This is a genomic window from Pseudomonas sp. NFACC10-1 (genome assembly GCF_900119195.1).
GTDB classification, from domain to species: domain Bacteria; phylum Pseudomonadota; class Gammaproteobacteria; order Pseudomonadales; family Pseudomonadaceae; genus Aquipseudomonas; species Aquipseudomonas cerasi.
In genome coordinates this window covers 242,812-268,995 of record NZ_FPJB01000007.1, presented here as the reverse complement: position 1 = coordinate 268,995, position 26,184 = coordinate 242,812, and the positions used below count along the sequence as shown (strand labels likewise).

At 60.1% G+C, this 26,184-nt stretch carries 12 protein-coding genes; 5 read left to right on the top strand and 7 right to left on the bottom strand.

Annotated elements, in window-relative coordinates; translation table 11 throughout:
- The first annotated feature begins 112 nt into the window (after nucleotides 1-112).
- Nucleotides 113-4,945 carry a M10 family metallopeptidase C-terminal domain-containing protein gene (locus BT119_RS27575; RefSeq protein WP_072366808.1) on the top strand — a complete coding sequence of 1,611 codons (4,833 nt, stop codon included), beginning with the start codon at nucleotides 113-115 and terminating at the stop codon, nucleotides 4,943-4,945.
- Between the two features lie 186 nt (nucleotides 4,946-5,131).
- Here BT119_RS27575 and BT119_RS20225 read toward each other — a convergent pair whose 3' ends face one another.
- Nucleotides 5,132-5,446: a hypothetical protein gene (locus BT119_RS20225; protein ID WP_003363462.1), complete on the bottom strand. Its 315-nt coding sequence runs from the start codon at nucleotides 5,444-5,446 to the stop codon at nucleotides 5,132-5,134.
- Nucleotides 5,447-5,513: 67 nt separating this feature from the next.
- Here BT119_RS20225 and BT119_RS20220 point away from each other — a divergent pair, with 67 nt between their 5' ends.
- The 3 genes from BT119_RS20220 (at nucleotide 5,514) to BT119_RS20210 (ending at nucleotide 9,158) form a co-directional block, all read left to right on the top strand.
- Nucleotides 5,514-6,437 (top strand): LysR family transcriptional regulator, encoded by a 924-nt coding sequence (locus tag BT119_RS20220; RefSeq protein WP_058397206.1) that lies wholly within the window; start codon nucleotides 5,514-5,516, stop codon nucleotides 6,435-6,437.
- A gap of 222 nt (nucleotides 6,438-6,659) precedes the next feature.
- Nucleotides 6,660-7,223 carry a peptidylprolyl isomerase A gene (locus BT119_RS20215; RefSeq protein ID WP_003363466.1) on the top strand — a complete coding sequence of 188 codons (564 nt, stop codon included), beginning with the start codon at nucleotides 6,660-6,662 and terminating at the stop codon, nucleotides 7,221-7,223.
- A gap of 102 nt (nucleotides 7,224-7,325) precedes the next feature.
- Nucleotides 7,326-9,158 (top strand): ABC transporter ATP-binding protein, encoded by a 1,833-nt coding sequence (locus tag BT119_RS20210; RefSeq protein ID WP_003431136.1) that lies wholly within the window; start codon nucleotides 7,326-7,328, stop codon nucleotides 9,156-9,158.
- Nucleotides 9,159-9,513: 355 nt separating this feature from the next.
- Here the strand turns inward: BT119_RS20210 and BT119_RS20205 are convergent, their stop codons facing one another.
- From BT119_RS20205 to fadD2, 6 genes are all read right to left on the bottom strand, one after another.
- Nucleotides 9,514-10,641, bottom strand: a complete 1,128-nt coding sequence (locus BT119_RS20205; protein ID WP_072366806.1) for a GNAT family N-acetyltransferase — start codon at nucleotides 10,639-10,641, stop codon at nucleotides 9,514-9,516.
- 39 nt (nucleotides 10,642-10,680) lie between these two features.
- Nucleotides 10,681-15,576 (bottom strand): NEL-type E3 ubiquitin ligase domain-containing protein, encoded by a 4,896-nt coding sequence (locus BT119_RS20200; RefSeq protein WP_072366804.1) that lies wholly within the window; start codon nucleotides 15,574-15,576, stop codon nucleotides 10,681-10,683.
- Between the two features lie 120 nt (nucleotides 15,577-15,696).
- Entirely contained in the window at nucleotides 15,697-16,818 is a 1,122-nt protein-coding gene (locus BT119_RS20195; RefSeq protein ID WP_003363473.1) for a beta-ketoacyl-ACP synthase III, read from the bottom strand.
- 240 nt (nucleotides 16,819-17,058) lie between these two features.
- Complete coding sequence (hrpA, locus tag BT119_RS20190) at nucleotides 17,059-20,970, bottom strand: ATP-dependent RNA helicase HrpA (RefSeq protein WP_003431146.1); 3,912 nt, start codon at nucleotides 20,968-20,970, stop codon at nucleotides 17,059-17,061.
- 616 nt (nucleotides 20,971-21,586) lie between these two features.
- Entirely contained in the window at nucleotides 21,587-23,278 is a 1,692-nt protein-coding gene (gene fadD1, locus BT119_RS20180) for a long-chain-fatty-acid--CoA ligase FadD1 (RefSeq protein WP_003431149.1), read from the bottom strand.
- A gap of 353 nt (nucleotides 23,279-23,631) precedes the next feature.
- Nucleotides 23,632-25,320: a long-chain-fatty-acid--CoA ligase FadD2 gene (fadD2, locus tag BT119_RS20175; protein ID WP_072366802.1), complete on the bottom strand. Its 1,689-nt coding sequence runs from the start codon at nucleotides 25,318-25,320 to the stop codon at nucleotides 23,632-23,634.
- Nucleotides 25,321-25,688: 368 nt separating this feature from the next.
- Here fadD2 and BT119_RS20170 point away from each other — a divergent pair, with 368 nt between their 5' ends.
- The gene (locus tag BT119_RS20170; RefSeq protein WP_003363482.1) at nucleotides 25,689-26,159 is read left to right on the top strand and encodes a MaoC family dehydratase; all 471 of its coding nucleotides are present in this window, start codon (nucleotides 25,689-25,691) and stop codon (nucleotides 26,157-26,159) included.
- Nucleotides 26,160-26,184 lie beyond the last annotated feature (25 nt).

Here is a 26,184-nt window from a genome sequence, read left to right as displayed (position 1 = left end):
CGACGAAAATATAGCCTATATCGGCAACTTTTCCACAGAAAAAGGTCTTATCATCTCGACGCTGCAATATTGACTCATTTCATCCACATTCGTCGTCGCCTGGAGTAACACCATGATATTCAACACAAAAGACTTCGGAGCAGTGGGCGACGGCGTCACTGACGATACAGCTGCCATTCAGGCCGCAATCGATGCGGCGGCGGCTGCAGGCGGCGGTGAAGTGGTCATGGGGGCCGGCACATACATCGTGTCCGGTGGCGAAGAGCCTTCTGATGGCTGCCTGATGCTCAAGAGCAACGTCACCCTGTCGGGTGCAGGCATGGGCGAGACAGTCATCAAGCTTGCGGATGGCTCGGACACCAAGATCACCGGCATCGTGCGCTCGGCCTATGGCGAAGAAACCCACGACTTCGGCATGAAGAACCTGACGCTGGACGGTAACCGGGACGCCACCACCGGCAAGGTGGATGGCTGGTTCAACGGTTACATTCCGGGCTCTGACGGCAAGGATTCGAACGTCACCCTCGACAGCGTCGAGATCAAGGATTGCTCGGGCTACGGCTTCGACCCGCACGAGCAGACCGTCAACATGGTGATCAAGAACAGCGTGTCGCATGGCAACGGCCTGGACGGCTTCGTGGCCGATTACCTGAGCGACAGCGTGTTTGAAAACAACGTTGCGTACGACAACGATCGTCACGGCTTCAACGTGGTCACCAGCACCCACGACTTCACCCTGAGCAACAACGTTGCCTATGGCAATGGCAGCACCGGCATCGTGGTGCAGCGCGGCAGCGAGAACATCCCCTCGCCCGCCAACATCACCATCACCGGCGGCGCGGTGTATGGCAACGCAGCAGAAGGCGTACTGATCAAGCTGTCCAGCCAGGTTTCGGTCAGCGGCGTGGACATCCACGACAATGGCAACGCCGGCGTGCGCATTTATGGCAGTTCTGGGGTGGATATCTTCGATAACACCCTGAGCAACAACGCGCTGGGTTCAGCGGTTCCGGAAATCATCATTCAGTCCTACGACGACACCACGGGCGTGTCCGGCAAGTTCTTCAGCGGCAGCGACAACCTGATCCGTGGCAACACGATCACCGGCAGTGACAACTCCACCTACGGCGTCGCCGAGCGCAACGAAGACGGCACCGACCGCAACAGCATCGTCGGCAACACCATCAACCACACCAGCAAGGGGCTGACCCTGGTGTATGGCGACGGCAGCTTTGCGGGCGATGCGTTCCCGCTGGTGACCGTCAATGGCACCGAGGCCAACGACGTCATCACCGGTGGCGCGGCCCACGAGCAGATCTTCGGTCTGGCGGGCAAGGACACCTTGAACGGCGGTGCGGGTGACGACATCCTGATTGGTGGTGCCGGAGCCGACAAGCTCACCGGTGGCGCGGGTGCCGACACCTTTCGCTTCGATCAGTTGACCGACAGCTACCGCACGGCCACCACCAGTTCCACCGATCTGGTCACCGACTTCGATATCAGCCAGGACCGCATCGACCTGAGCAACCTGGGCTTCACCGGGCTGGGCAGCGGCAAGGGCGGTACGCTGAACATCAGCTACAACGCCACGCTGGACCGCACCTACGTCAAATCACTCGACGCCGATGCCAGCGGTAACCGCTTCGAACTGGGCCTGAGCGGCAACCTGAAAGACACGCTCAATGCCAGTCATTTCATCTTCCAGCATGTGGTGGAAGGCACGGCGGGCGGCGATACCCTGACCGGCACCGACGGCAATGACGTGATCAACGGCAACGCCGGTACGGACCGTATCGATGGCGGCGCGGGCGCCGACACGATCACTGGGGGAGCCGATGCCGACACCCTGACCGGTGGCGCGGGCGCGGACCTGTTCATCTACAACTCGCGTCTGGACAGCTATCGCAATTACACCGCCAGCGGCACCAAGCAGAGCGACACGATCACCGACTTCAACCCGGCCGAAGACCGCATCGACCTGTCCAGCATCGGCCTGCGCGGCCTGGGCGATGGCAGCGCCAACACCATTTACCTGTCCGTCAATGCCGACGGCAGCAAGACCTACATCAAGACCGATGCGGTCGACAGCACAGGCAATCGCTTCGAGATTGCCTTGCAAGGCAATCTGGCCGACAAACTGAGCGCGTCCAACTTCATCTTCTCCACCGCAGCCGCCGCCAATCAGGCACCAGTGCTCAATACGCCGCTGATGGACCAGAACATCAACGAGCTGAAGGCGTTCTCCTACGCTGTGCAACCCGGCAGCTTCAGCGACCCGGACAGCAACACGCTGACCTACAGCGCGACCCTGGCCGATAACAGCGCCCTGCCCGACTGGTTGAAGTTCGACAGCAAGACCCTGACCTTCAGCGGCACGCCGGGTGGCACGGCATCGGGGCTTTACTCGGTATTGCTGACCGCAAGCGACGCCACCGGCGCGTCGGTGGCCGACAGTTTTGCCATCAATGTGGGCAACGTCACGCCGGGGACCCTCACCGGCACCGAGAACGCCGAGGCGCTGTATGGCACCGAAGGCAACGACACGATTCTGGGCCTGGGCGGTGACGACACGCTGCGCGGCGATACCGGCGCCGACATCATCAACGGTGGCGCAGGACGTGACGCCCTGTACGGAGGAGCCGATGCCGACACGTTCGTCTACAGCGCCCTGACCGACAGCTACCGCGATTACGACGCTGGCGGGCTGACCGCCACCGACACGATCTATGACTTCACCCCCGGCCAGGACAAGATAGACGTTTCCGCCCTGGGCTTTCTGGGGCTGGGCAACGGCGAAGATCACACGCTGTACATGACCCTCAACGAAACGGGCGACAAGACTTACATCAAGTCCGCTACGGCGGATGCCGACGGCAATCGCTTCGAAATCGCCCTGAGCGGCAACCTGATTAACACCCTGACCGATGCGGACTTCGTGTTCGGCCAGCGTGAGGCGCAGGAGATTCTCTACCTGCCGACGCTGGGCCAGTCCAATGCGCGCCTGCTGCGCATGACCGAAGACGATAACCAGTCCGGCACCTCGGAAATGGTCAAGGACCTGACCCGCTACACCGATTACGACGTGCGCAGCCAGTTCACCGACGCCAACGGCGATGGCATCGACCTCGCCGTGGGCGGCAGCACAGTGGTCGGCTACTCGACCGGCACTCAGGAAGAACAGCGTGTTTCCTGGTGGCTGGTCGACACCGATGAGCCGGGCCCTGCGCTGTTGCGCGCCACCGAGTTGCTCAAGTCGCAACTGGCGTCGCTGACCGCCATCGACAAAGTGACCACCGGGATCATCTGGGGTCAGGGTGAAGAAGCCGCTCAGGAAATCGCCCGCGCCACTGACAAGCAGGCGGCAGCCGAGCTGTACAAGGCCTCGACCCTGAAAGTGTTCGACTACTTGCATGCGCAGATCGGCGATTTCACCGTATACATCGCCGAAACCGGGCACTACCAGACCGACGCGGCCAAGGCCCGCGGCTACACCGATGAAAAGATCAACGCCATTGTCGAGGGTACCGGGTACGTCAGAAGCGTTCAGGAAGCCATTGCCACTGAGCGCGCCGACGTCAAGCTGGCGGTTGACTACACCGACCTGCCGCTGCGTTACGAGGTCAACCCGCTGGTTTACCCCGATGACGTCTGGCACTTGCATGAAGAGTCCGCCGAGATCGTCGGCCAGCGCCTGGCCGATTTCATCGCCGATGACCTGGGTTTCCACGGCAACGCCGCTGACAACAACGACCCGGCCGCCATTTTCGAGAGTGGCCAGAACGAAGGTGGCCACATCTTCGGCACCAGTGACGACGACACACTGGTCGGCAGTTCCGGCAATGACGTGCTGGACGGCGATCAGGGCGCGGATGACATGAGCGGCGGCGATGGCAACGACATCTATGTCGTCGACAACGCTTTCGATACCGTCACCGAAAGCAACGACTCGCCCTCGCAGGTCGACACCGTGGTGTCGTCTGTCAGCTGGACGCTGGGCGCCAACCTGGAAAACCTGGTGCTTACCGGCGTGTCTGCCATCAACGGCACCGGCAACGCCGTGAAGAACGTCATCATCGGCAATGCCAGCAACAACATTCTTGACGGTGCTGCAGGTGCCGACATGCTGACCGGCGGCGATGGATCGGACAGTTATTACGTCGACGATGCCGCCGACCGGGTGGTCGAAACCAATGCCGATGCACAGGTGGGTGGCGTGGATACGGTGTACAGCTCGCTGGCCAGCTACACGCTGGGGGCCAATGTGGAAAACATCGTCATCAACAGTACCGGGGCCGCCAACGCCACCGGCAATGCCCTGGACAACCTGATTTACGCGGGCGCTGGCGACAACGTCATGGACGGCCGCGACGGCAATGACACCGTGTCGTATCTGTTCGCCACCGCCGGCGTCACCGTTGCGTTGAACACCAGCGCCCAGCAAGCCACCGGGGGTTCGGGCCTGGACACACTGAAATTCACTGAAAACCTGATCGGCAGCCAGTTTGCCGACACGCTGACCGGCAACAAGAACGCCAACACCCTGAGCGGCGGCGATGGCAATGACACCTTGTCCGGCGGTGCGGGTGATGACGTGCTGATCGGCGGGTCAGGCGCTGATACGCTGATCGGCGGCACCGGCGCGGACCACTACGTGTTCAACAGCATCACCGATACGGGCCTGGGTGGACTGCGCGACATCATCAATGGCTTCAAGACAGTCGAAGGCGACAAGCTGGACTTCTCCGGCTTCGATGCCCGACCGCTGACCGATGGCCACGATGCGTTCGTATTCATCGGCAACGCGGCGTTCAGCGCCAACAACAGCGGTGAACTGCGTTTTGCCGACGGTGTGCTGTACGGCAATATCGATGACAACGTCGGCGCGGACTTCGAAATCCAGCTCACGGGCGTGCAAACGCTGCAGGCCGCCGACATCATTGTCTGATCGTCCCAAAGCACATAACTCATAAAAAGCCCTGGAAACGGGGCTGCACCCTCAGAACATCAGCAAGAGCGACCGGGGTGAGTACCATCCCCCGCAACCCCGGTCCTACACCAACGCGTTGCACAAAAACGCGAAGCCTCTGTGCTCCCCCCATAAATTTGTCTTATCCATAAGAGCGCTCTACTCTCAGGCGGGCTGACAGCTGAGCCTGATTCGCAACTTTATGATGCTGCGATTGAATCGGGATGAAACGTCGAGACTCTTGCCTGCGCCGACCTGCACATGTCGGGTGCGCGGTGCCTCCGGCCCGTTGATGAACACCACCGAACATTTGGCGTCTACTTCACCGTAGTTGTTGACGGTGATTGACCCGGTATCGTGATAGACGTCGTGGGCAACATAATCGATCTTCACGCCCTGGTACTGTTTTTCCACCTCGATGGGGTACGCCAGGGCCGTCAACGGCAACATGACCAGCAGCGCACAACACAGTCGATTCATTCGGCAATCTCCGAGTCGGGATTGTCAGAGTAGAACAATAAGCCCGTACTTTAAGAGGAATTACAGCATGAAAGCGCCCCGCGTGACTCTCGACCAGTGGCGCACATTGCAGGCCGTGGTCGATCACGGTGGTTTTGCTCAGGCCGCCGAAGCGTTGCATCGCTCGCAATCATCGGTGAGTTACACCGTGGCGCGCATGCAGGAACAGCTCGGCGTGCCGTTGTTGCGTATCGACGGGCGCAAGGCGGTACTGACCGAAGCCGGTGGCGTACTGCTACGCCGCTCGCGGCAACTGGTCAAACAGGCCAGCCAACTGGAAGACCTCGCCCACCATATGGAGCAGGGCTGGGAAGCGGAAGTGCGCCTGGTGATCGACGCGGCGTACCCTTCGGCGCGTCTGGTCAGGGCGCTGACCGCGTTCATGCCGCAGAGCCGAGGCTGCCGGGTGCGACTGCGTGAGGAAGTGCTCTCCGGCGTCGAGGAGGTCTTGCTCGAAGGCGTCGCGGACCTGGCCATCAGCGGCTACAGCATTGCCGGGCATCTGGGCACCGAGATGAGCTCGGTCGAGTTCGTCGCCGTCGCTCACCCGGACCACGCCCTGCATCAGGCCAATCGCGAGCTGACCTTTCAGGACCTGGAAAGCCAGTTGCAGGTCGTCATCCGTGATTCCGGCAGGCAGCAACCCAGGGACTTCGGCTGGCTGGGCGCGGAACAGCGCTGGACCGTCGGCAGCCTGGGCACCGCTGCGACCTTCGTCAGCAACGGCCTGGGCTTCGCCTGGCTGCCTCGGCACATGATCGAGCGTGAACTGCGCGAAGGCCTGCTCAAGCCCCTGCGCCTGGACAAGGGTGGCAGCCGCAACCCGGCCTTCTATCTTTACTCCAGCAAGGACCGACCGCTGGGCCCGGCCACGCAGATTCTGATCGATCTGATCCGCAGCTTTGACACGACCCCGCTCACCGCTGCACTCGGCACGCCGCAAAATGCCTGACCGGCGCAGGCACTTGGCGCTCTTCACTGTATGCAGCACGTCAATCGCACGCGGCTGGAATTCATCGCCAGCAACGCAGTCTGAAAATCCTGTGCGGTCCATGGACGTGCAGCCTGATCGTCTGAAGTGCTGCAAACCCGCCAATACGCTGGGCAAAAAAAGCCAAACGTGGTTACCTTGCCGGTCACAGTCGATATCTCTTAATGAAGGACGTGTTGCCACATGCTGAAAAAAATCGCTCTCGCCGCCTGCTCCGTACTGTTCGCCGCCAACCTGATGGCTGCTCCGGATAAAGCCACGCACGTGGTACTCGACACCAGCTTCGGCCAGATTGAAATCGAACTTGCAGACACCAAGGCGCCGATCAGCACCCAGAACTTTCTGGGCTATGTCGACAGCGGCTTCTATACCAACACCATCTTTCACCGGGTGATTCCGGGTTTCATGGTGCAGGGCGGTGGCTTCACCCAGCAACTGGTTCAGAAGCAGACCAAGGATCCGATCAAGAACGAAGCCCAGAACGGTTTGCATAACGTCCGCGGCACCATTGCCATGGCGCGTACTTCGGACGTGAACTCGGCCACCAGTCAATTCTTCATCAACACCAACGACAATGCCATGCTCGACAACGGCGCGCGCGACTTCGGTTACGCGGTGTTCGGTAAAGTCGTCAAGGGTATGGACGTCGTCGACAACATCGTCAACGCCCGCACCACGACTCAGAAAGGCATGCAAAACGTGCCAATCGACCCGATCCTGATCAAGTCCGCCAAACGCGTCAACTGATCGGGAAACCTGCACCGCATGGAGCCTTCGGGCTTCGTGCGGTCCGGACGGGAGAGCCTCCACTTATCAAGGAGAACCCACGTCGCGTGGGTGTGATAGCCAATGCTTTATCGTCGTTTCGAAAAACTGATCGATATCTTCAAAGACGCTCCTACCGCTGCCCCGCCCAATACCGTCTTCGCGTTTTATCTCTACTACCTGCGTCAGGTGTGGCCGACGTTTACCGCGCTGCTGGTGGTCGGGCTGATCGGTGCGCTGATCGAAGTGTCGCTGTTCAGTTACCTGAGCCGCATCATCGATCTGGCGCAAACCACGCCGCCGGAGAACTTCTTCAGCATTCATGGTTCCGAGCTGATCTGGATGGTCGTCGTGGCCCTGCTGCTGCGGCCGATTTTCGTCGGCCTGCATGACCTGCTGGTACACCAGACGATCAGCCCCGGCATGACCAACCTGATTCGCTGGCAGAACCACAGTTACGTGCTCAAGCAGAGCGTCAACTTCTTCCAGAACGACTTCGCCGGGCGTATCGCTCAGCGCATCATGCAGACCGGCAACTCATTGCGCGACTCGGCCGTACAGTCGGTGGATGCGCTGTGGCATGTGCTGATCTACGCGATCAGCGCGATGGTGCTGTTCGCCGAGGCCGACTGGCGCCTGATGATCCCGCTGGGTACCTGGATCGCGGCGTTCATCCTCTCGCTGATGTACTTCGTGCCGAGGGTCAAGCAGCGCTCGGTGGATTCGTCCGATGCGCGCTCACGACTGATGGGCCGCATCGTCGACGGCTACACCAACATCACCACGCTCAAGCTGTTCGCCCACACCAACCACGAGCAGCAGTACGCTCGCGAAGCGATGCGCGATCACACCGAAAAAAGTCAGCTGGCCGGCCGCGTGGTCACGTCGATGGACACCACCATCACCACCATGAACGGCATACTGATCGTCACGACGACCGGCCTGGCCCTGTGGTTGTGGACTCAGTCGATGATCTCGGTGGGGGCGATTGCACTGGCCACCGGTCTGGTCATCCGCATCGTCAACATGTCCGGCTGGATCATGTGGGTGGTCAACGGCATCTTCGAGAACATCGGCACCGTGCAGGACGGCCTGGAAAGTATCTCGCAGCCCGTCACGGTCAATGACAAACCCGGCGCCCTGCCGCTGAAGATCGAAAACGGCGGCGTCAGGTTCGACGGCGTCGATTTCCATTACGGCAATGGCAACGGGATCATTCACAACCTCAACCTGGACATCAAACCGGGTGAGAAGATCGGTCTGATCGGGCCTTCCGGCGCGGGCAAGTCGACGCTGGTGAACCTGCTGCTGCGCATGTACGACGTGCAAGGCGGGAGGATCCTTATCGACGGCCAGGATATTTCCGAAATCACCCAGGAAAGCCTGCGGGCGCAGATCGGCATGATTACCCAGGACACCTCGCTGCTGCACCGCTCGATTCGCGAGAACCTGCTGTATGGCAACCCGCACGCAACCGACGAACAGCTCTGGGAGTCGATCCGCAAGGCTCGTGCTGACGAGTTTATCCCGCTGCTGTCGGACTCCGAAGGTCGTACCGGCTTCGATGCTCATGTCGGTGAACGCGGCGTCAAGCTGTCCGGCGGTCAACGCCAGCGTATCGCGATCACTCGCGTGCTGCTCAAGGACGCACCGATCCTGATCATGGACGAAGCCACTTCGGCACTCGACTCGGAAGTCGAAGCAGCGATTCAGGAAAGCCTGGAGACGTTGATGCAGGGCAAAACGGTGATCGCCATCGCGCACCGCCTGTCGACGATTGCACGCATGGATCGCCTGGTGGTTCTGGAGAAAGGCCAGATCGCCGAAACCGGCACGCACAGCGAACTGCTGGCGCATGGCGGGCTGTATGCGCGGTTGTGGCAGCATCAAACGGGTGGGTTTGTAGGCGTGGATTGATAGGGGGAGTTTGCTGGCCTCTTCGCGAGCAAGCTCGCTCCCACAGGATCTTCAGAGGCCACAACATCTTCAGCGGCAGCGACGCAGCACTTGTGGGATCCACCTGTCGATCATGTGTACGCCGCACCTGTGGGAGCGAGCTTGCTCGCGAAGAGGCCAGTGCAGTCGCTGAATGTCTGCTGTGTAGCGACTCCACCTGTCGGTCATATGTACGCCGCACTTGTGGGAGCGAGCTTGCTCGCCAAGGGGCCAGTGCAGTCGCTGAACGTCTGCTGTGGTCATGTGTACGCCGCACTTGTGGGAGCGAGCTTGCTCGCGAAGGGGCCAGTGCAGTCGCTGAATGTCTTCTGGCCGGTTACTCCACCTGCCGATACGGCAGTGCGCTGCGCGCTTCCTCGGCATAGGCCAGTACGCCGACTCGCTCCTGCTCCAGAAACTCGCTGACCGCGTCTTTCAGGCCTGGGTGCATCAGGTAGTGCCACGAACGGGTGATCTGCGGTTCGAAGCCGCGGATCAGTTTGTGTTCGCCCTGCGCGCCGGCGTCGAAGCGTTGCAGGCCGTGAGCGATGGCGTAGTCCATACCCTGATAGAAACAGGTTTCGAAATGCAGCCGGTCAAACTCGGCCAGACAGCCCCAGTAGCGCCCATAGAAACTGTCGTCGCCGATCAGGCTGAAGGCCATCGCCACCGGCCGTGAGCCCTGCAGCGCGATGACCACACGGATCGATTCAGGCATGCGCTCAGCCAGCAGGCTGAAGAACTCACGCGTCAGGTAAGGCGCCTGCCCGCGCACCTCGTAGGTATTGGAGTAGCACGCATAGACGAAGTCCCACAGCACTTCACTCATCTGCGCGCCTTCGAGCCATTCAAACTCGATGCCCTGCCCGGCCACCTGCCCACGTTCCTTGCGCATCTGTTTGCGCTTGCGCGAACTCAATGCATCAAGGAAGTCCTGAAAGTCCCGGTAGCCGCGGTTATGCCAGTGAAACTGGCAGCCAAAGCGTTCCAGCCAGCCCGGTTGCGTTTCAAGCAAGGCATCGGCCGCCGGATCGGTGAAGTTTACGTGGGCGCTCGACAACCCTTCACTCTGCAGATAGGCAGGCAGCTCGCTGAGCAACTCGATACCGCCCTGAGGCGTCGCCGACAAAATCCGCGAACCGCCGACCGGGCTGAAAGGCACGGCGATCAGCAGCTTGGGGTAATAGGCGATGCCGGCGCGACGGCAGGCGTCTGCCCAGGCGTGATCGAACACGTACTCGCCATACGAATGCCACTTTCGGTAAGCCGGCAACGCCGCCACCAACTGATCGTTTTCGTAGTGCAGCACGTGCTCGGCACGCCAGCCCGATCGTGGCCCGAGGCTGCCGCTGTCCTCCAGCGAGCTGAGAAACGCATGCCGCAGGAATGGCTGATTGCCAGGCACCAGCGCATCCCACTGGGCAGGCGCGACGGTGCCGAGGCTGTCGATTACGTGAACAGGCATGCAGGTTCCCCGATAGGCAGACAGGGTGAAGAATATCCCTTATTGAGCCGTCATGTTCACCGCCTGGGCAATCTGCCTGGAAAGAGTGATCGCGAATTCGTTGAGCGCCTGCTCACGCTGACGAGAGATCAGGCCAATCTGCTCGAGGTACTGCTGATCGGATCGCTGATCAGGCGGCAACTCATCCAGGGCCACCAGGCGCTGATTGAAAGGCTGCTTGACCGGCTCGAACTCGGGGGCGTAACGAATTTCCAGATAACTCATCCAGAATTCCCGGGCAATCATCGACTGGAAAAACTCAGGGGTGGCTTCGCGATCGATGATTTCGTTGTAAGCGGCCTGCAAATCCGCTTCGCTCACCTTGGCAATAGCGCGGAACCACATGTTTCGCGGCTGGCCCGGCAGCTCAAGCCGCGCCTGCAGACCGACGCGGTAGGCCAGGCGTACTTCGGCCTCATCGACCGTTTCGCCGCTCGCCTGACGAAACGCTATATCGCGCAGGGCAATTTTCTCCACCTGGTCCAGACGGTCCAGACTGCGGGTCATCCTGAACAGCTTGCGTGGCTGCGCGGCCGCCGTCGTGGATGACATGATCGAGAAGATCTGGACGCGCACTTCCATATCGCCAAACACCATTGCCAGTCCATCACCACACGTCTGCGGGTGCGCGGCAACATCGAAGAGCTGGGCACGCAGCTCGGCGTTGACCGACGCCGATTCGATCATCGACCAGACTCGCGCAATCAGCTCATCGCGGTTACTTGAGAAGTCGGCCGATTGCGTCAGATCGCTCAGCATCTGAAAAAAATCCGTGGATCCGGCACAGGCGCGCAGGTCTTGCCACAGCCTTATGCGGGTATTCACCTGCTCACGATTCAGACCTGCAAGCCACGGCGCACTGCCAGGTCCGGCCTCGACCGGATTGCGACTCTGGCTGACACCCCACCGCGGGCGCAGCCTGCCCTCCCGAAACAGCCTGATGCGTTCCAGCGTGGGTGAATTCAACGGATTGCCGCTCAGATGCAGGTGCAGGCGCGAGGAACTGAGGGAGCACTCGATGTTATCGAGTTCATCGATGGATATTTCCGAGATGCGATTGTCACGCACATCAATCCGAATCAGCTCGGACCGCACCCAGTTCCATGCCGGCAATGTCTGAATGCCCGTGCCACGCAAAAACAGTAGGCGCAATGAGTTCAATGCGTGGATGGGGACGTCCTCGCCGAGCGAGCAAAAGTTGAGGTCCAGAATCTCCAACCGGTTCAGGTTCTGCAACGCCACGTTGGCGGACTCTGTCCAGATCAGCGGGTTGTGGCTGATGGACAGCTCTGCAAGCTGAGGCATTTGCCCTATCGAGGTCGGCAAGGATCGCAGATCATTGAAGTCCAGGCTCAGCGAACGCAGTCTGTTGAAGTTTTTCAGTAATGCGTTCGCTTGTGGATCGGTAAGCTGCATGGCGCGGGCTTTCAGCACCGCCACATGGTCGAAGTTAGCCGTGATATCCGGGAGTTCTCCGATACGCAAGTTATCCAGATCGAGCGCATACCCTAAAAAGTCACCCTGAAAGTTTCGGCACTGAAAGCTCAAGCGTTTCCAGCAGTCGCGAATGCGCGTCGCGGCGACCTCCCTCGGCCTGCGTAACGAAGAAAAGGGCGTTTCCGCGACCCAGTTGTCCAGGGTAACTTGAAGCGTTCGCAATTCATCGGCGAGGCTGCTCAGTCTTTGCCGGACGAAAGTCGACAACTCCCTCGCCGGTCCGGTGTGTTCGGCGCGCAGCGTGCTCAGGAAGTCGGACACTTCTGCATCGGAAAAACCCGGGTACAGACTTCTTACCGCAAGCTCCGGCGAGTGCCTGGACGCGCCAATGCCCAAGCGACGAAAGAAACCCCGCAAGCGTCCACTCAGGGGGTAGCCAATACGGCCATGAGGCAAGCGTTGCGGCCACTTGATACCCGGCTTGATCGGCTGCAATTGCAAAATGGCAGCCATGCGCTCACGCCGTTCGACTGCCGTATTGCGCAACAGACTGCGCAGTTGCTGCTCATCCGCGCCAGCAGGCAGCTGAATGTCGAGGCGTATCTGTTCGGGAAGCGCCAGCAGCAACGCCTTGAAAAATTGCTGATCGACTTCACCGAGCGGCTCACCTGAAGGATCGAAGCACTGAACGCCCGCTTCGGTGCTGACCAGCAGCCGGTGCACTGAGGCCTGATCGCTGTCGAGACTGGCGATTTCGTCGCCCTCCAGCGAATCTTTCAGCAGATCGATGGAAACATCACCTCGCCAGCCTGGCACGTACTGCAGCATACCCATCCCCGCCGCCTGGGTGTCCAGATTGTCGGTTACTGCCCGATAGAAGCCTTCGTTGGCGCGGTTTATCCGCAGTTGCTGCTGATACTCGCGGGCATGCTCGGCAAGTGTCAGAGGAATACGTTCTTCCGTGGTCATCCGCGCTTTGTCCGCGTCGCTGGCCATGCCGATGAGTTCGAGCGCCACGCTGCTCGGCAAGCTGCCAAAGTCGCGCTGTATCAGTTGAACATGCGGATCGTCGCTGCGACCTTTGAGCGCCTGCACGTCATTCAGCAGGCGCCCCACGTGCGTCTGGGCGCAATCGGCCAGATAGCGTTTGAAGCCGCGCAGTTGAACGGCCTTGTCGGCACTGTCGCTCCCGGTCAAACGAGTGACTTCATCGGCGGGCAGACCTTCCAGCAACTGGCCGAGCACTTGACTGAGGTGCCCGGTCGGCCCTGTGACATGGGACGACAGCGTCATCTGCGATCCCACGTTCCAGGATTCCAGCAGCGCCCCTTGGGCGTCGATGAGCAACAGGCCGCGGGGCTCATGCCAGCGCGGTGACGACACCAGCAGTTTCAGCCATGGCTCAAGATGAGAAACATGGACCTCAGACACATCGGCGGCCTGAAGAGCGCCGATGCAGACGTGCAGTTGCCGTTCTGTTTCAACGCGCTGAATGGCGTCCTTCAGCAAGGCCGGAGGCTGGAGGTTCTCGACATGTACCTGGCGCAGCAACGCCTCGTGGGTGCCGGTAATGCGCAGGACTTTCTGAATGTCCTCTTCCGGGAGAGCATGACAGGTCGGGTTGAGGCGTCTGAAAGCCGTTACCTCGTCCCACCCCATAGGGTTTTCCCATTCATGGCGCCAGGCACCGGCCCCATTGTGCTTGAGCTTCGGCGCGTAAGAACGCTCATTCAGCGGATGCCTGATGCGCCAGTTGGCGCCGGAGGCATCGGACTCGACGCGATACAGCTTGCCGTCGAGTGGCAGCCAGGTCCTGCCATCGTGCTCATAAAGTCCAAGGGCGTTGCTGCTCAGGTTGTCGGGCAACGAAACCGTATGCGCATAGGCGTCGATGCTCGGCTTGCCGAGACGTACGGCTCCGTCGACACGTCGTTGCACCAGGCTTTCGATGAACATCGAGGGTTGCAACCCGTTCACCGCGCCCACCACGCCGCCTACCAGCAACATCTGTGCAACGTTTTCGCCGATGTTGTAGACATGTTGCATGGCGTCTTCGACTTCATCGTGCTGCCAGTCCTCGTAAGCCACGAACGCTTCGCTGGCGAGCTGATAGAGGGCGACCACTGACATGATTTCACCCAGCACCGGCACAAAGAACCCGGCCACGTTGAGCAGGTTCATGCCATTGTTTTCAAGGCTTTCGATCAGTGAATCATGAGCCTGCTGGTCCACCTGCGCGGAAGGCACCGCGATAGCCTTTGAGTCGTCATAGGTTTTGGCCAGCAAATGGTCGTACAGCCGTTCGAATGGCGGTTTCGAAAACGGCTGTGCCTGCACGACCAGGTCGGCGTCGGGGTCCAGCTTGCGGTCCCCGGCGGGATACAGCCGTGCATCCAGTTTGGTAAAAAATGCCGGAGCCTGGCCAAGGCTGACGAAACGGCTGAAGTAGCGTCGATAGTGTTCGCTGCCCAACGCCGTCACCAGCCAGGCGTTGAAGGCCCGCAATGACTCGAACTGCTTGATCGGATGCGAGGGCTCGGAAGGCAGGTAGACCAGACAAGGACTGTCATCGGGCCTGGCGCCATCCTGCTGTATCAGCAAGGCACCCTGTAACAGCGAGCCTGAAAACGTGTAGGTGTCGAGCACGTGCAGCTGGCAATAGCGCACGCCCTTGCCATCCCAGCGGGGCTGGTCAACGGACTTCACCATATCCAGCAGGGTCTGGTACGCCGCTTCAGTGATATCGCCTTTCATCACGGCAATATGCGCAAGCACCTCGACGGCGGCACGCTCGCTGTCCATGAACGCGCTGGCAACCGCTCGCGCAGCCGGGCCTGGCGGCTTGAACACGCTGTCCAGGTGAGTCTGATACTGACGGCCCAGATCCAGCTCATGGCAAAAATCAGCGAACTGCTCAAGATCGATCGCCTGACGGTCCCGGTATTCCACCTTGTAGCGGCGCTGGGCGCTGTCGATCAGCCAGTAGCGCAGGCCACCTGTCCGCAGGATTGCCGAGTAGGGATTGAAGCGGCTTCTGTTGCTCGGAGCGAAGTTCTGCAAGGCCGCCTGGAGCAAGGTCTGCTCGAGCGGGGCGGGGTTCCAGGCGCTGTCGTAGCGCCAGGTCATCAGTTGAAAGGCTTCAACGTCCAGGTCGAGCTGGAAACGTTCGACAAACGCTTTCGACAGCAAGGGCGCTGCAAATTGCTGTGGCGATAACAGGCGGTTGCGCACCGGCTCCAGCGCCTGCGCGTAACGCCGTGCACTTTGCTGGCTGGCGTGCAGTGCCTGGCGCAGTGCCGTGGACGCACCCACATACCAGTCTGGCAAGTTGAGCCTGATGAATTCGGTGTTGGCGTGCTCCGCTTCGAACGGCGCCGCGTCCTGCGCTCGAGGCGTTACAGAGGCGTGCGCAATGGACGCTTCTATGGTTTCAAAGGGGTTGTAACGGAGGGTGAACATGGTCGATACCGCTAATGGCTTTGTGAATAGCCAATACGATAAAGACCCAAGGGCCTGCACATGACATAACGGGATATGACAGGTAGCGCCCGCCTCCGGAGCGCTACCCGTCGAACGCGATCAGCGCTTGCGCAGAATCACGCTGCCGATCGAATAACCGGCGCCAAACGAGCTGAGTACCGCCAGCGCGCCTTGCGGCAAGTCATCCTGATAGGTGTGAAACGCAATCACCGAACCCGCCGAGCTGGTATTGCCGTAGGTGTCGAGAATCACCGGCGCCTCTTCGACCGTAGCGTCGCGGCCCAGCAGCTTCTTGACGATCAGATGGTTCATGCTCAGGTTGGCCTGATGCAGCCAGAAGCGTTTGACGTCAGTGATGTTGATGCCGTTATCCTGCAAATGCGCAGCGACCAGCTCGGCGACCATCGGGCACACCTCGCGGAACACCTTGCGGCCTTCCTGCACGAACAGCTTGTCCGGCGCATTCTGCCCCTCGTCCGAGGTACGGTTGAGGAAACCGAAATTGTTGCGGATGTTGTTGGAGAACTGGGTCAGCAGGCGGGTGCTGACGATATCGAACTGGTAAGGCGAGGTTGCCAGGTCGGCGCGCTCGACCACCACGGCAGTAGCGCCGTCACCAAAGATGAAGTGGCTATCACGGTCACGGAAATTAAGGTGTGCGGTGCAGATTTCCGGGCTGATCACCAGCAAGGCGCGGGCCTGACCGAGTTGCACACTGTTGCAGGCTGCCTGAATGCCAAAGGTGGCCGAGGAACAGGCCACATTCATGTCGAAGCCGTAACCGGCGACACCCAGCGCTTGTTGAATCTCGATGGAGATCGCCGGGTATGCCCGCTGCAGGTTGGAGCAGGCAACGATTACACCGTCGATATCGGCAGCGGTTTTGCCCGCGCGTTGCAGCGCCTGTCTGGCGGCAGCTACACCCATCTCACAGAGGATCGACCATTCGTCATTGCTGCGCTCCGGCAGGTTGGGCTTCATGCGCTGCGGATCGAGAATGCCCTCCTTGTCCATGACGAAGCGGCTTTTGATACCCGAAGCCTTTTCGATGAAAGCGGCGCTGGATTCACTCAGCGCCTGCACGTCGCCACGTTCGATAGCGGCGGCGTTATCATTGTTGAACTGTGCAACATAGGCATTGAAAGACTGCACCAGCTCTTCGTTGGAGATGCTGTTGGCCGGGGTAAACAGGCCTGTGCCGCTGATGACGACGTTGTGCACGGTCGTTCCTCTCTTATTGAGTTGCAGGTAATGACCTGCTCAGGCACGGCAATTGAAGGCCCACTGTTTTTGGGACCAACGTACCAGTGCGACTGTAAAAGCTGCCCGTAACAGGGAGCAGCATTTCATGACACGGTGAAGACAGGCGCGGAGTGTGCCACAGAGCCCGGTTTTGGCGCTATCGGGCCAATGAATATAGGCACGATAGACGCCTTTTACTGGGTGACAGGAAGCAGTGGATCAGCTCTCCACCTGACTCCACTGCTTGCTCAACCGTTTGTCCGACACCGGCATTTTGGTGCCCAGTTGCTGGGCGAACAGCGAGACGCGGTATTCCTCCATCCACCAGCGGTACAGCGCCAGCTCCGGGTCGCGCTTGCCCTCTTGAGCATGCTTGTCGGCGCGTGTCTGATATTGCGTCCACAGACCTGCCAGCTCGATGCTCCATACCCTGTCCTTCTGCACCTGAGCCGGGAGTTTTTCCAGGCGCATCTCGATGGCCTTCAGGTAACGCGGCAGCTCCTTGAGCCATACCGCCGGGGTCTCGCGGACGAATCCGGGGTACACCAGCTTGCTCAGTTGCGCCTTGATATCGTTTAGCGCCACCGCTTGGGACAGGTCGATCTTGCCTTTGAAGCGCTTTTGCAGACCGTGCCACAGCTTGAGGATTTCCAGCGTCAGCTTCGCGAGCCGCTCGGCATGCTCGGTCCAGTCGGCGCGCTTGCGCTCAGCCAGTGACAGCAGGCCGGCACCGTCGCGCGGTAACTCGGCTTCACCTTCCAGCACGCAACTGTCGAGGCTGGCCAGCAGGATGTCTTCGATCAACGCATCGATGCGCCCCAGTTCGCGATGCAGCAAGGCCAGTTCGGTCTGCCCCGGCAATTTGTTGCGTAGAAACTTGGCGGGTTCGGCCAACTGCTGCAACAGTAAACGCTGCAAGGCGCGGCGATGCTGGTATTCGGCCTCGGCCTGAGTCGAGAACCGGCCTTCCTTGACCGCGCCGCCCTCTTCGACCAGCGCCGGATAGACCGTCATCGACAGCCCGGCGATGTTCTGCTGGGTTTTCTGCGCCACCGCTGCGAAGGCCTTGGCCTGCACCGGCTGCTGGCTTTTTGCGGTTTGCGGCACGGCCAGCGCGGCCTGGCTCGCCTCGGCAAAGCGCGCCGTCAGCTCGGCCAGATCACGTCCCTCACCAAGAAACTTGCCGCTGCCATCGACGATTTCCAGGTTCATCTTCAGGTGGCCTTCAAGCTGCTGTGCCGCCTCGGCCCAGGCTTCGTCGCTGACCCGTACGCCGGTCATGCGCAGCAGTTCACGACCCAGCGCCTGAGGCAACGAGCCCTCGCCGAAAGTAATGCGCTGCAACGCCGCCTTGATGAAATCCGGGACCGGCACGAAATTCTTGCGTACCGCCTTGGGCAGGTTGCGGACCAGCGCGATGCATTTGGTCTCGAGCAACCCCGGCACCAGCCATTCAAGACGCTCGGCAGGCAGCGACAGCAACAATGGCGCGGGAACGCGCAAGGTCACGCCGTCACGCGGGTGGTTGGGTTCGAAGTGGTAGCTCAGCGACAGGCTCAGGTCGCCCAGACGCAAGGTATCCGGGTATTGCGCGGCGGTGACTTCGCTGGCCTCGCGAGCCAGCACGTCCTCTTCGCGCATGATCAGCAGCTGCGGATTCTTCTGGCTTTCGGTCTTGTACCAGCTGTCGAAGGTGGCCGTCTGATGAATCTCGGCCGGGATGCGTGCTTCATAGAAGCTGTACAAGGTGTCTTCGTCAGCCAGAATATCGCGGCGTCGAGCCTTGGCTTCCAGCTCGTCGAGCTGCTCCAGCAAGCGGGTATTGGCGCTCAGGCACTTGGCCCGCGACAGGATATCGCCACGCACCAGGCCTTCACGAATGAACAGCTCGCGCGAAACCACCGGGTCGATGGGGCCGAAATGCACAGGGCGACGGCCCACCACGATCAGGCCGAACAGCGTGATCTGTTCGAACGCCACAACCTGCCCGCGCTTCTTCTCCCAATGCGGCTCGAAATGATTTTTCTTGATCAGGTGGCCGGCCAGCGGCTCGATCCAGTCCGAGTCGATCTTGGCGACCATGCGCGCGTACAGCTTGGTGGTTTCCACCAGTTCGGCGGTCATCAGCCACTGTGGACGCTTCTTGCCCAATCCGGAGGACGGATGAATCCAGAAGCGCCGCTGCCGTGCGCCGAGGTAATCGCCCTCGTCGGTCTTTTGCCCGATCTGACTCAGCAGACCGGAAAGAATGGCCTTGTGGAATTTCGGGTAATCGGCCGGCTCCTTGTTGACCGTCAGTTGCAGGTCGCGACAGATCAGACTCAATTGCCGATGGGAATCGCGCCATTCCCGCAGGCGCAGGTAATTCAGGAAATTGCGCCGGCACCAGTTACGCAGCGGGCTGGCGGTCAGGGTCTGGCGCTGCTCTTCGAAGCCGCGCCATAGATTGACCATCCCGGCGAAGTCCGAGTCGGCGTCCTTCCATTGCGCGTGGGCCTGATCCGCGGCCTGCTGACGCTCGGGCGGGCGCTCGCGCACGTCCTGTACCGACATGGCGCTGGCGACGATCAGCACTTCCTGCAGGCTGCCCTGCTTCGCTGCTTCCAGCAGCATGCGGCCCATACGCGGGTCCACCGGCAGACGCGCCAGTTGACGGCCCAGCGGGGTCAGCTGATTCTCACGGTTGACCGCCGAGAGCTCCTGCAACAGGTTGAAACCGTCGCTGATCGCCTTGCCGTCCGGCGGTTCGATGAACGGGAAGTCGGTGATCTCGCCCAGGCGCAGGTGCAGCATCTGCAGGATGACCGCAGCCAGGTTGGTGCGCAGGATCTCGGGGTCGGTGAATTCCGGCCGACCGTTGAAATCCTCTTCGCTGTACAGACGCACGCACAGGCCGGGTTCGACCCGTCCACAACGGCCTTTGCGCTGGTTGGCGCTGGCCTGCGACACCGCCTCGATCGGCAGGCGCTGGACCTTGGCGCGATAGCTGTAGCGACTGATGCGCGCCGTACCGGTGTCGATCACATAACGGATGCCTGGCACGGTCAGCGAGGTTTCAGCGACGTTGGTGGCCAGTACGACGCGACGACCGGGGTGCGACTGAAAGATACGCTGCTGCTCGGCCGGCGAGAGGCGCGCGTAAAGCGGCAGGATCTCGGTATGCCTGAGCTGCGCCTTGCGCAGCACTTCGGCGGCATCGCGGATCTCGCGCTCGCCGGGCAGGAACACCAGCACATCGCCTGGGCTCTTGCGCTCGCTGCGCTCGAAGGCCGCCAGTTCGTCCAGCGTGGCCAGAATCGCCTGATCGACGGTCAGGTCCTCTTCAACGCTGTTGCCGTCTTCGTCCTGCTCGCTGGTCAGCGGGCGATACCAGACGTCCACGGGGAAGGTACGCCCGGACACTTCGATCACCGGCGCATCGTTGAAATGCTCGGAAAAGCGCTGCAGGTCGATGGTCGCGGAGGTGATGATGACTTTCAAGTCCGGACGACGCGGCAGCAGGGTTTTCAGGTAACCCAGCAGGAAATCGATGTTCAGGCTGCGTTCGTGGGCTTCGTCGACGATGATCGTGTCGTAGCGCTCAAGAAAGCGATCATGCTGGGTTTCGGCCAGCAGAATACCGTCGGTCATCAGCTTGATCAGGGTATTGCTGTCGCTCTGATCCTCGAAACGCACCTGATAGCCGACCAGTGCGCCCAACGGTGTGCCGATCTCCTCGGCAACCCGGCTGGCCACGCTGCGAGCGGCGATACGGCGCGGCTGGGTATGACCGATCAGACCGTGCTGACCGCGACCGATTTCCAGGCAGATCTTCGGCAACTGGGTGGTCTTCCCGGAGCCAGTCTCGCCGGCAATGATCAGCACCTGGTGCTTGAGCAGCGCCTCCTTGATCTCGTCACGCTTGGCCGCGATGGGCAGGTTATCGTCATAACGAATCGCCGGCACACTTTCACGCCGCGCCGTGACCTGCGCACAGGACGCCTGCACCCGCGCAACCCACTGCGCCAGCTTCGCCTCGTCGGGCTTTTTGCGCAGGTCGTGCAACTGACGGCGCAGACGATGACGTTCGCTGATCATCGCTTGGTCGAGGTTTTTCAGAAGTTGGTCGATAGAGGGCGATTCGTCGGTCATCAGGCGCGCAGGGTCTTTTTTCAAATGGCAGGTGCGGATTGTCGCAGATTGTGGCGGGTCGTGACGAATGGCCTGAGTGTCAGGCTATCCATTGCGGTCATGGTTTGAGGCAGCAGTGCTCAATCACAATAAAGTATGAGGTACTCCATTCCTGACTCTTCGCGCCCTTTTTGCGACGCAGAGCGTCGAGACCTGCATTCCCACGCTGGAGCGTAGGGAACGATAATCGCAACTATCGTGCGGCGCTCCGCGTCGCATGCCGTTCCGGACGCTGCGCGTCCTCTTGCGACGCAGAGCGTCGAGAACTGCATTCCCACGCTGGAGCGTGCGGAACGATAATCTCAACTATCGTGCGGCGCTCCGCGTCGCATGCCGTTCCGGACGCTCTGCGTCCTCTTGCGACGCAGAGCGTCGAGAACTGCATTCCCACGCTGGAGCGTAGGGAACGATAATCGCAACTATCGTGCGGCGCTCCGCGTCGCACGCCGTTCCGGACGCTGCGCGTACTCTTGCGACGCAGAGCGTCGAGAACTGCATTCCCACGCTGGAGCGTAGGAACGATAATCGCAACTATCGTGCGGCGCTCCGCGTCGCATGCCGTTCTGGACGCTCCACCCTACTTCTTCACACCCAGCTTCTTCAATTCCTCGTCACGCAGCTCGCGACGCAGGATCTTGCCGACGTTGGTGGTTGGCAGCACGTCGCGGAATTCGACGCTGCGTGGCACTTTGTAGCCGGTCAGGTTGGCGCGCATGTGTTCCATGACCTTATCCTTGGTCAGGGTCACGCCCGGTTTGGCCACCACGAAAACCTTGATGGTTTCGCCCGATTTTTCGTCCGGTACGCCGATGGCCGCGCATTGAAGCACGCCGGGAAGTGTCGCCAGTACGTCTTCCAGTTCGTTGGGGTACACGTTGAAACCGGAGATCAGGATCATGTCTTTCTTGCGATCGACAATCCGGATGTAGCCATCAGGCTGAATGATCGCGATGTCGCCGGTCTTCAGCCAGCCTTCGCTGTCGATCATTTCATCGGTCGCTTCCTGGCGCTGCCAGTAGCCCTTCATGACCTGCGGCCCCTTGATGCACAGCTCGCCGGTTTCACCGAACGCCAGCTCGTTGCCCGCATCGTCGATGACCTTGCACAGGGTCGACGGTACGGGAATGCCGATGCTGCCCATCTGCACGTCCTGAGCGGGATTGACCGTGGCCACCGGGCTGGTCTCGGTCATGCCATAGCCTTCGCAGACCTGGCAGCCCGTCACCTGCTTCCAGCGCTCGGCGGCGGCCTGCTGCAGGGCCATGCCACCGGACAAGGTGACTTTCAACGCCGAGAAATCGAGGTTGCGGAAGCCTTCGTTATTGCACAGGGCCACGAACAGCGTGTTAAGGCCGACAAAGCCGCTGAACTTCCATTTCGAAAGCTCCTTGACCATGGCCGGCAGGTCACGCGGGTTGCTGATCAGGATGTTGTGATTGCCAAGCAGCATCATCGCCATGCAATGAAAGGTGAAGGCATAGATGTGATACAGCGGCAGCGGCGTGATGATGATTTCACAGCCTTCGCCCAGATTTGACGCCATCAGCGCGCGGCATTGCAGCATGTTGGCGATCAGGTTGCGGTGCGTCAGCATTGCCCCCTTGGCCACCCCGGTGGTGCCGCCGGTGTACTGCAGCACGGCAACATCGGCGCTGCCGGGCGACACGTCGGTCACTGGCTGACCACGGCCCTTGCCAAGCACATCGTTGAATTTGATGGCCTTGGGCAAGTGATAGGCCGGGACCATCTTCTTCACGTACTTGATGACGCTATTGATCAGCAAGCGCTTGAACGGCGACAGCATGTCGGCCACTTCGGTGACAATCACCTGCCTGATCTGCGTCTTGGGTACGACCTTCTCGGCCAGGTGGGCCATGTTTGCCAGACACACCAGCGCCTTGGCACCGGAGTCGTTGAACTGGTGTTCCATTTCCCGCGCGGTGTACAGCGGGTTGGTGTTGACCACGATCAGCCCGGCGCGAATCGCACCAAAGACGGCAATCGGGTACTGCAATACGTTGGGTAGCTGCACGGCGATACGGTCACCCGGCTGCAGGTCGGTATGTTGCTGAATCCAGGCGGCAAACGCGCCGGACAGCTCATAAAGCTCGCCGTAGGTGATGGTCTTGCCCAGGTTGCTGAACGCCGGCTTGTCGGCGAAGCGCTGGCAGGACTGCTTCAGGACCGCCTGGACGTTAGGGTACTCGTCGGGGTTGATATCGGCAGGGATACCGGACGGGTACTTGTCCTTCCAGAAGTTATCAATCATTCAGTCGGCTCCGTAGCGATAGCGAATTCTTCACATCGCCTGAAGCGATGATTTTCTTGTGCTTGGAATTATGCAGTAGACGCTTTTTCGCTTTATGACTGATCAAAAAGCGCGCCGAGAGTAGCAGCTTTGCCAAAGGCCGACTAGAGGCAGAAGCAGGCCACACAGTCACGAATACGACCAGAAACTAACAAGCAGTCACTTTAAATTCATTTAATAAATTTTCATCATCACGTCGAAAGTACCGGAACAGAGCGGTCAATCAATATAATCGCCTGTTTCCGAAAAAAACCGACCCCGTTTACAGCGTTCTGCAAACGGGGCCAGGTACACACATGGAGACGATTAAAGGGTCAGGCGATGTCCCGAAGCTCGCGTCGCAGAATCTTGCCCACCGGAGTCATCGGCAATGAATCACGCAGAACGATCTGTCTGGGCACCTTGTAGCCGGTGAAATTCTCTTTGCAGAAGGCCTTGAGCTCTTCAATGCTCAGCTGCGGGTCTCGCGCCACCACGAACAGCTTCACGGCCTCCCCCGAGCGCTCGTCCGGCACGCCGATACAGGCGCAGTTGGCGACTTTCGGATGGGCCATGACCACGTCTTCGATTTCGTTGGGGTAGACGTTGAAACCGGACACGATGATCAAGTCTTTCTTGCGGTCGACGATACTGACGAACCCGTCAGCGCCAATCACGGCAATGTCACCGGTCTTGAACCAGCCTTCGGCGTCCAGGCATTCGGCCGTGGCATCAGGCTGGTTCCAGTAGCCTTTCATGACCTGCGGCCCCTTGATACACAGCTCGCCACGCTCGCCGAAAGGCAACTCGATGCCATCGTCATCAATGACTTTCATCGCGGTGCCGGGCACGGGAATGCCCACGGTTCCCAGGCGTGCCAGGGCGCCATAGGGATTGGCGCTGGCGACAGGCGACGTCTCGGTCAGGCCGTAACCTTCGACGATCGTGCAGCCGGTGATCTGCGCCCAGCGCTCGGCCGTGGCCTTGACCAGTGCAGTGCCACCGGAGTTGGTGCTTTTCAGCGCCGAGAAATCCAGATTCTTGAATTCCGGGTGGTTCATGAGCGCCACGAACAGCGTGTTGAGGCCGATCATGGCGGTGAAGCGCCACTTGCCCAGCTCCTTGATGAAGCCGCCGATATCGCGAGGGTTGGTGATCAGGATGTTGTGATTGCCGCTGATCATCATGCACATGCAGTTCGCCGTGAACGCATAGATGTGATAGAGCGGCAACGGCGCAATCATCACCTCCTTGCCCTCTTCAAACAGCGATCCGCCTTGCGGTCCTTGCTGGCGCATGCAGGCATAGACTTGCTGCATGTTGGCGACCAGATTGCCATGGGTGAGCATCGCGCCTTTGGCCAGCCCCGTGGTGCCACCGGTGTATTGCAGAACGGCAACATCCTGCAGACCTCGCGATACGACCTGCATGCGGCTCTCGCGCCCCAGGCGCAGCGCGCGCTTGAAGCCGACGGCCTGAGGCAGATGGAATTCGGGGACCATCTTCTTGACCTTGTCGACAATGGTATTGACCAGCCAGCCCTTGGCCGCCGACTGCATGTCGCCCATTTTTACTTCGATCAGGTATTCGATGGCCGTGTCCGGCAGCACTTCCTGCACCAGCTTGCCGAACAGGTTGAGGTAAACCAGCGCTCTGGCACCAGAGTCCTTGAATTGATGGCGCATCTCGCGTGCGGTGTACAACGGGTTGGTGTTGACCACCGTCAGACCGGCGCGCATCGCACCGAATACGGCGATCGGATATTGCAGAATATTGGGCATCTGTACGGCAATGCGATCACCCGGCACCAGTTGCGTATGCTGCTGTAGATACGCGGCGAAGGCGGCGGAGTGACGCTCGAGTTCCGCGTAGGTCAGCGTCACGCCCATGTTGCTGAACGCAGGTCGGTCGGCGAATTTCCTGCAGCAGCGCTCGAACACCTCGACGACCGATTGGTAGGTTTGCAGATCCACCTCGGCGTCGACACCCGCCGGACGCTTGTCATCCCAGAAGTCAGCTTGCATTATTTTTATCCTTTTTCCCTGCATGGGTCTGGGCGGACGTTAGCAGTTAAAGTGTCTCAGGCAAATGATCGTCCGGGCCTCATCAGCAGCATGAATCTTGTCTCTGTTCAGACTGAAATCTGTCGTCGGCGATACACTGCTCACGGCAATCGGGCTGGTAAAGATACTTGCCCGATCGCTCAGTAGCCTTATTCACATGGCGTTTGCTTATTATTTGCCTTGAATGTGATCCGGGAAGCGCCAGCAAGCGTCTGAATGATCTTGTCTGCGCATTGGCGGCGACAGGTCATCAAGTGTTACAAATCAAGGCCAGGTCGGATTGCACGAACCGGCACGCTTCAATTCATTTTTATTGTCAGGACAGCCACATGACTCAAGTCACCAACACGCCTTACGAAGCTCTTGAAGTCGGTCAGACCGCCAGCTACAGCAAGACAGTGGAAGAGCGTGACATTCAACTGTTCGCCGCCATGTCCGGAGACCACAACCCGGTCCACCTGGACGCCGAATACGCCTCCAAGACCATGTTCAAGGAGCGTATTGCCCACGGCATGTTCAGCGGCGCACTCATCAGTGCGGCGGTTGCATGCGAGTTGCCTGGCCCCGGCACCATCTATATCGGTCAGCAGATGACCTTCCAGAAGCCGGTGAAACTGGGCGATACCTTGACTGTGCGCTTGGAAATCCTGGAAAAACTGCCGAAATTCCGCGTGCGCATCGCCACCCGTGTTTTCAATCAGAACGATGAGTTGGTTGTAGACGGCGAAGCCGAGATTCTCGCCCCGCGCAAGCAGCAGACCGTCGACCTGACCGTATTGCCCGAGATCACTTTCGGCTGATCCCCGGAACCGGCGCGCGCACCTG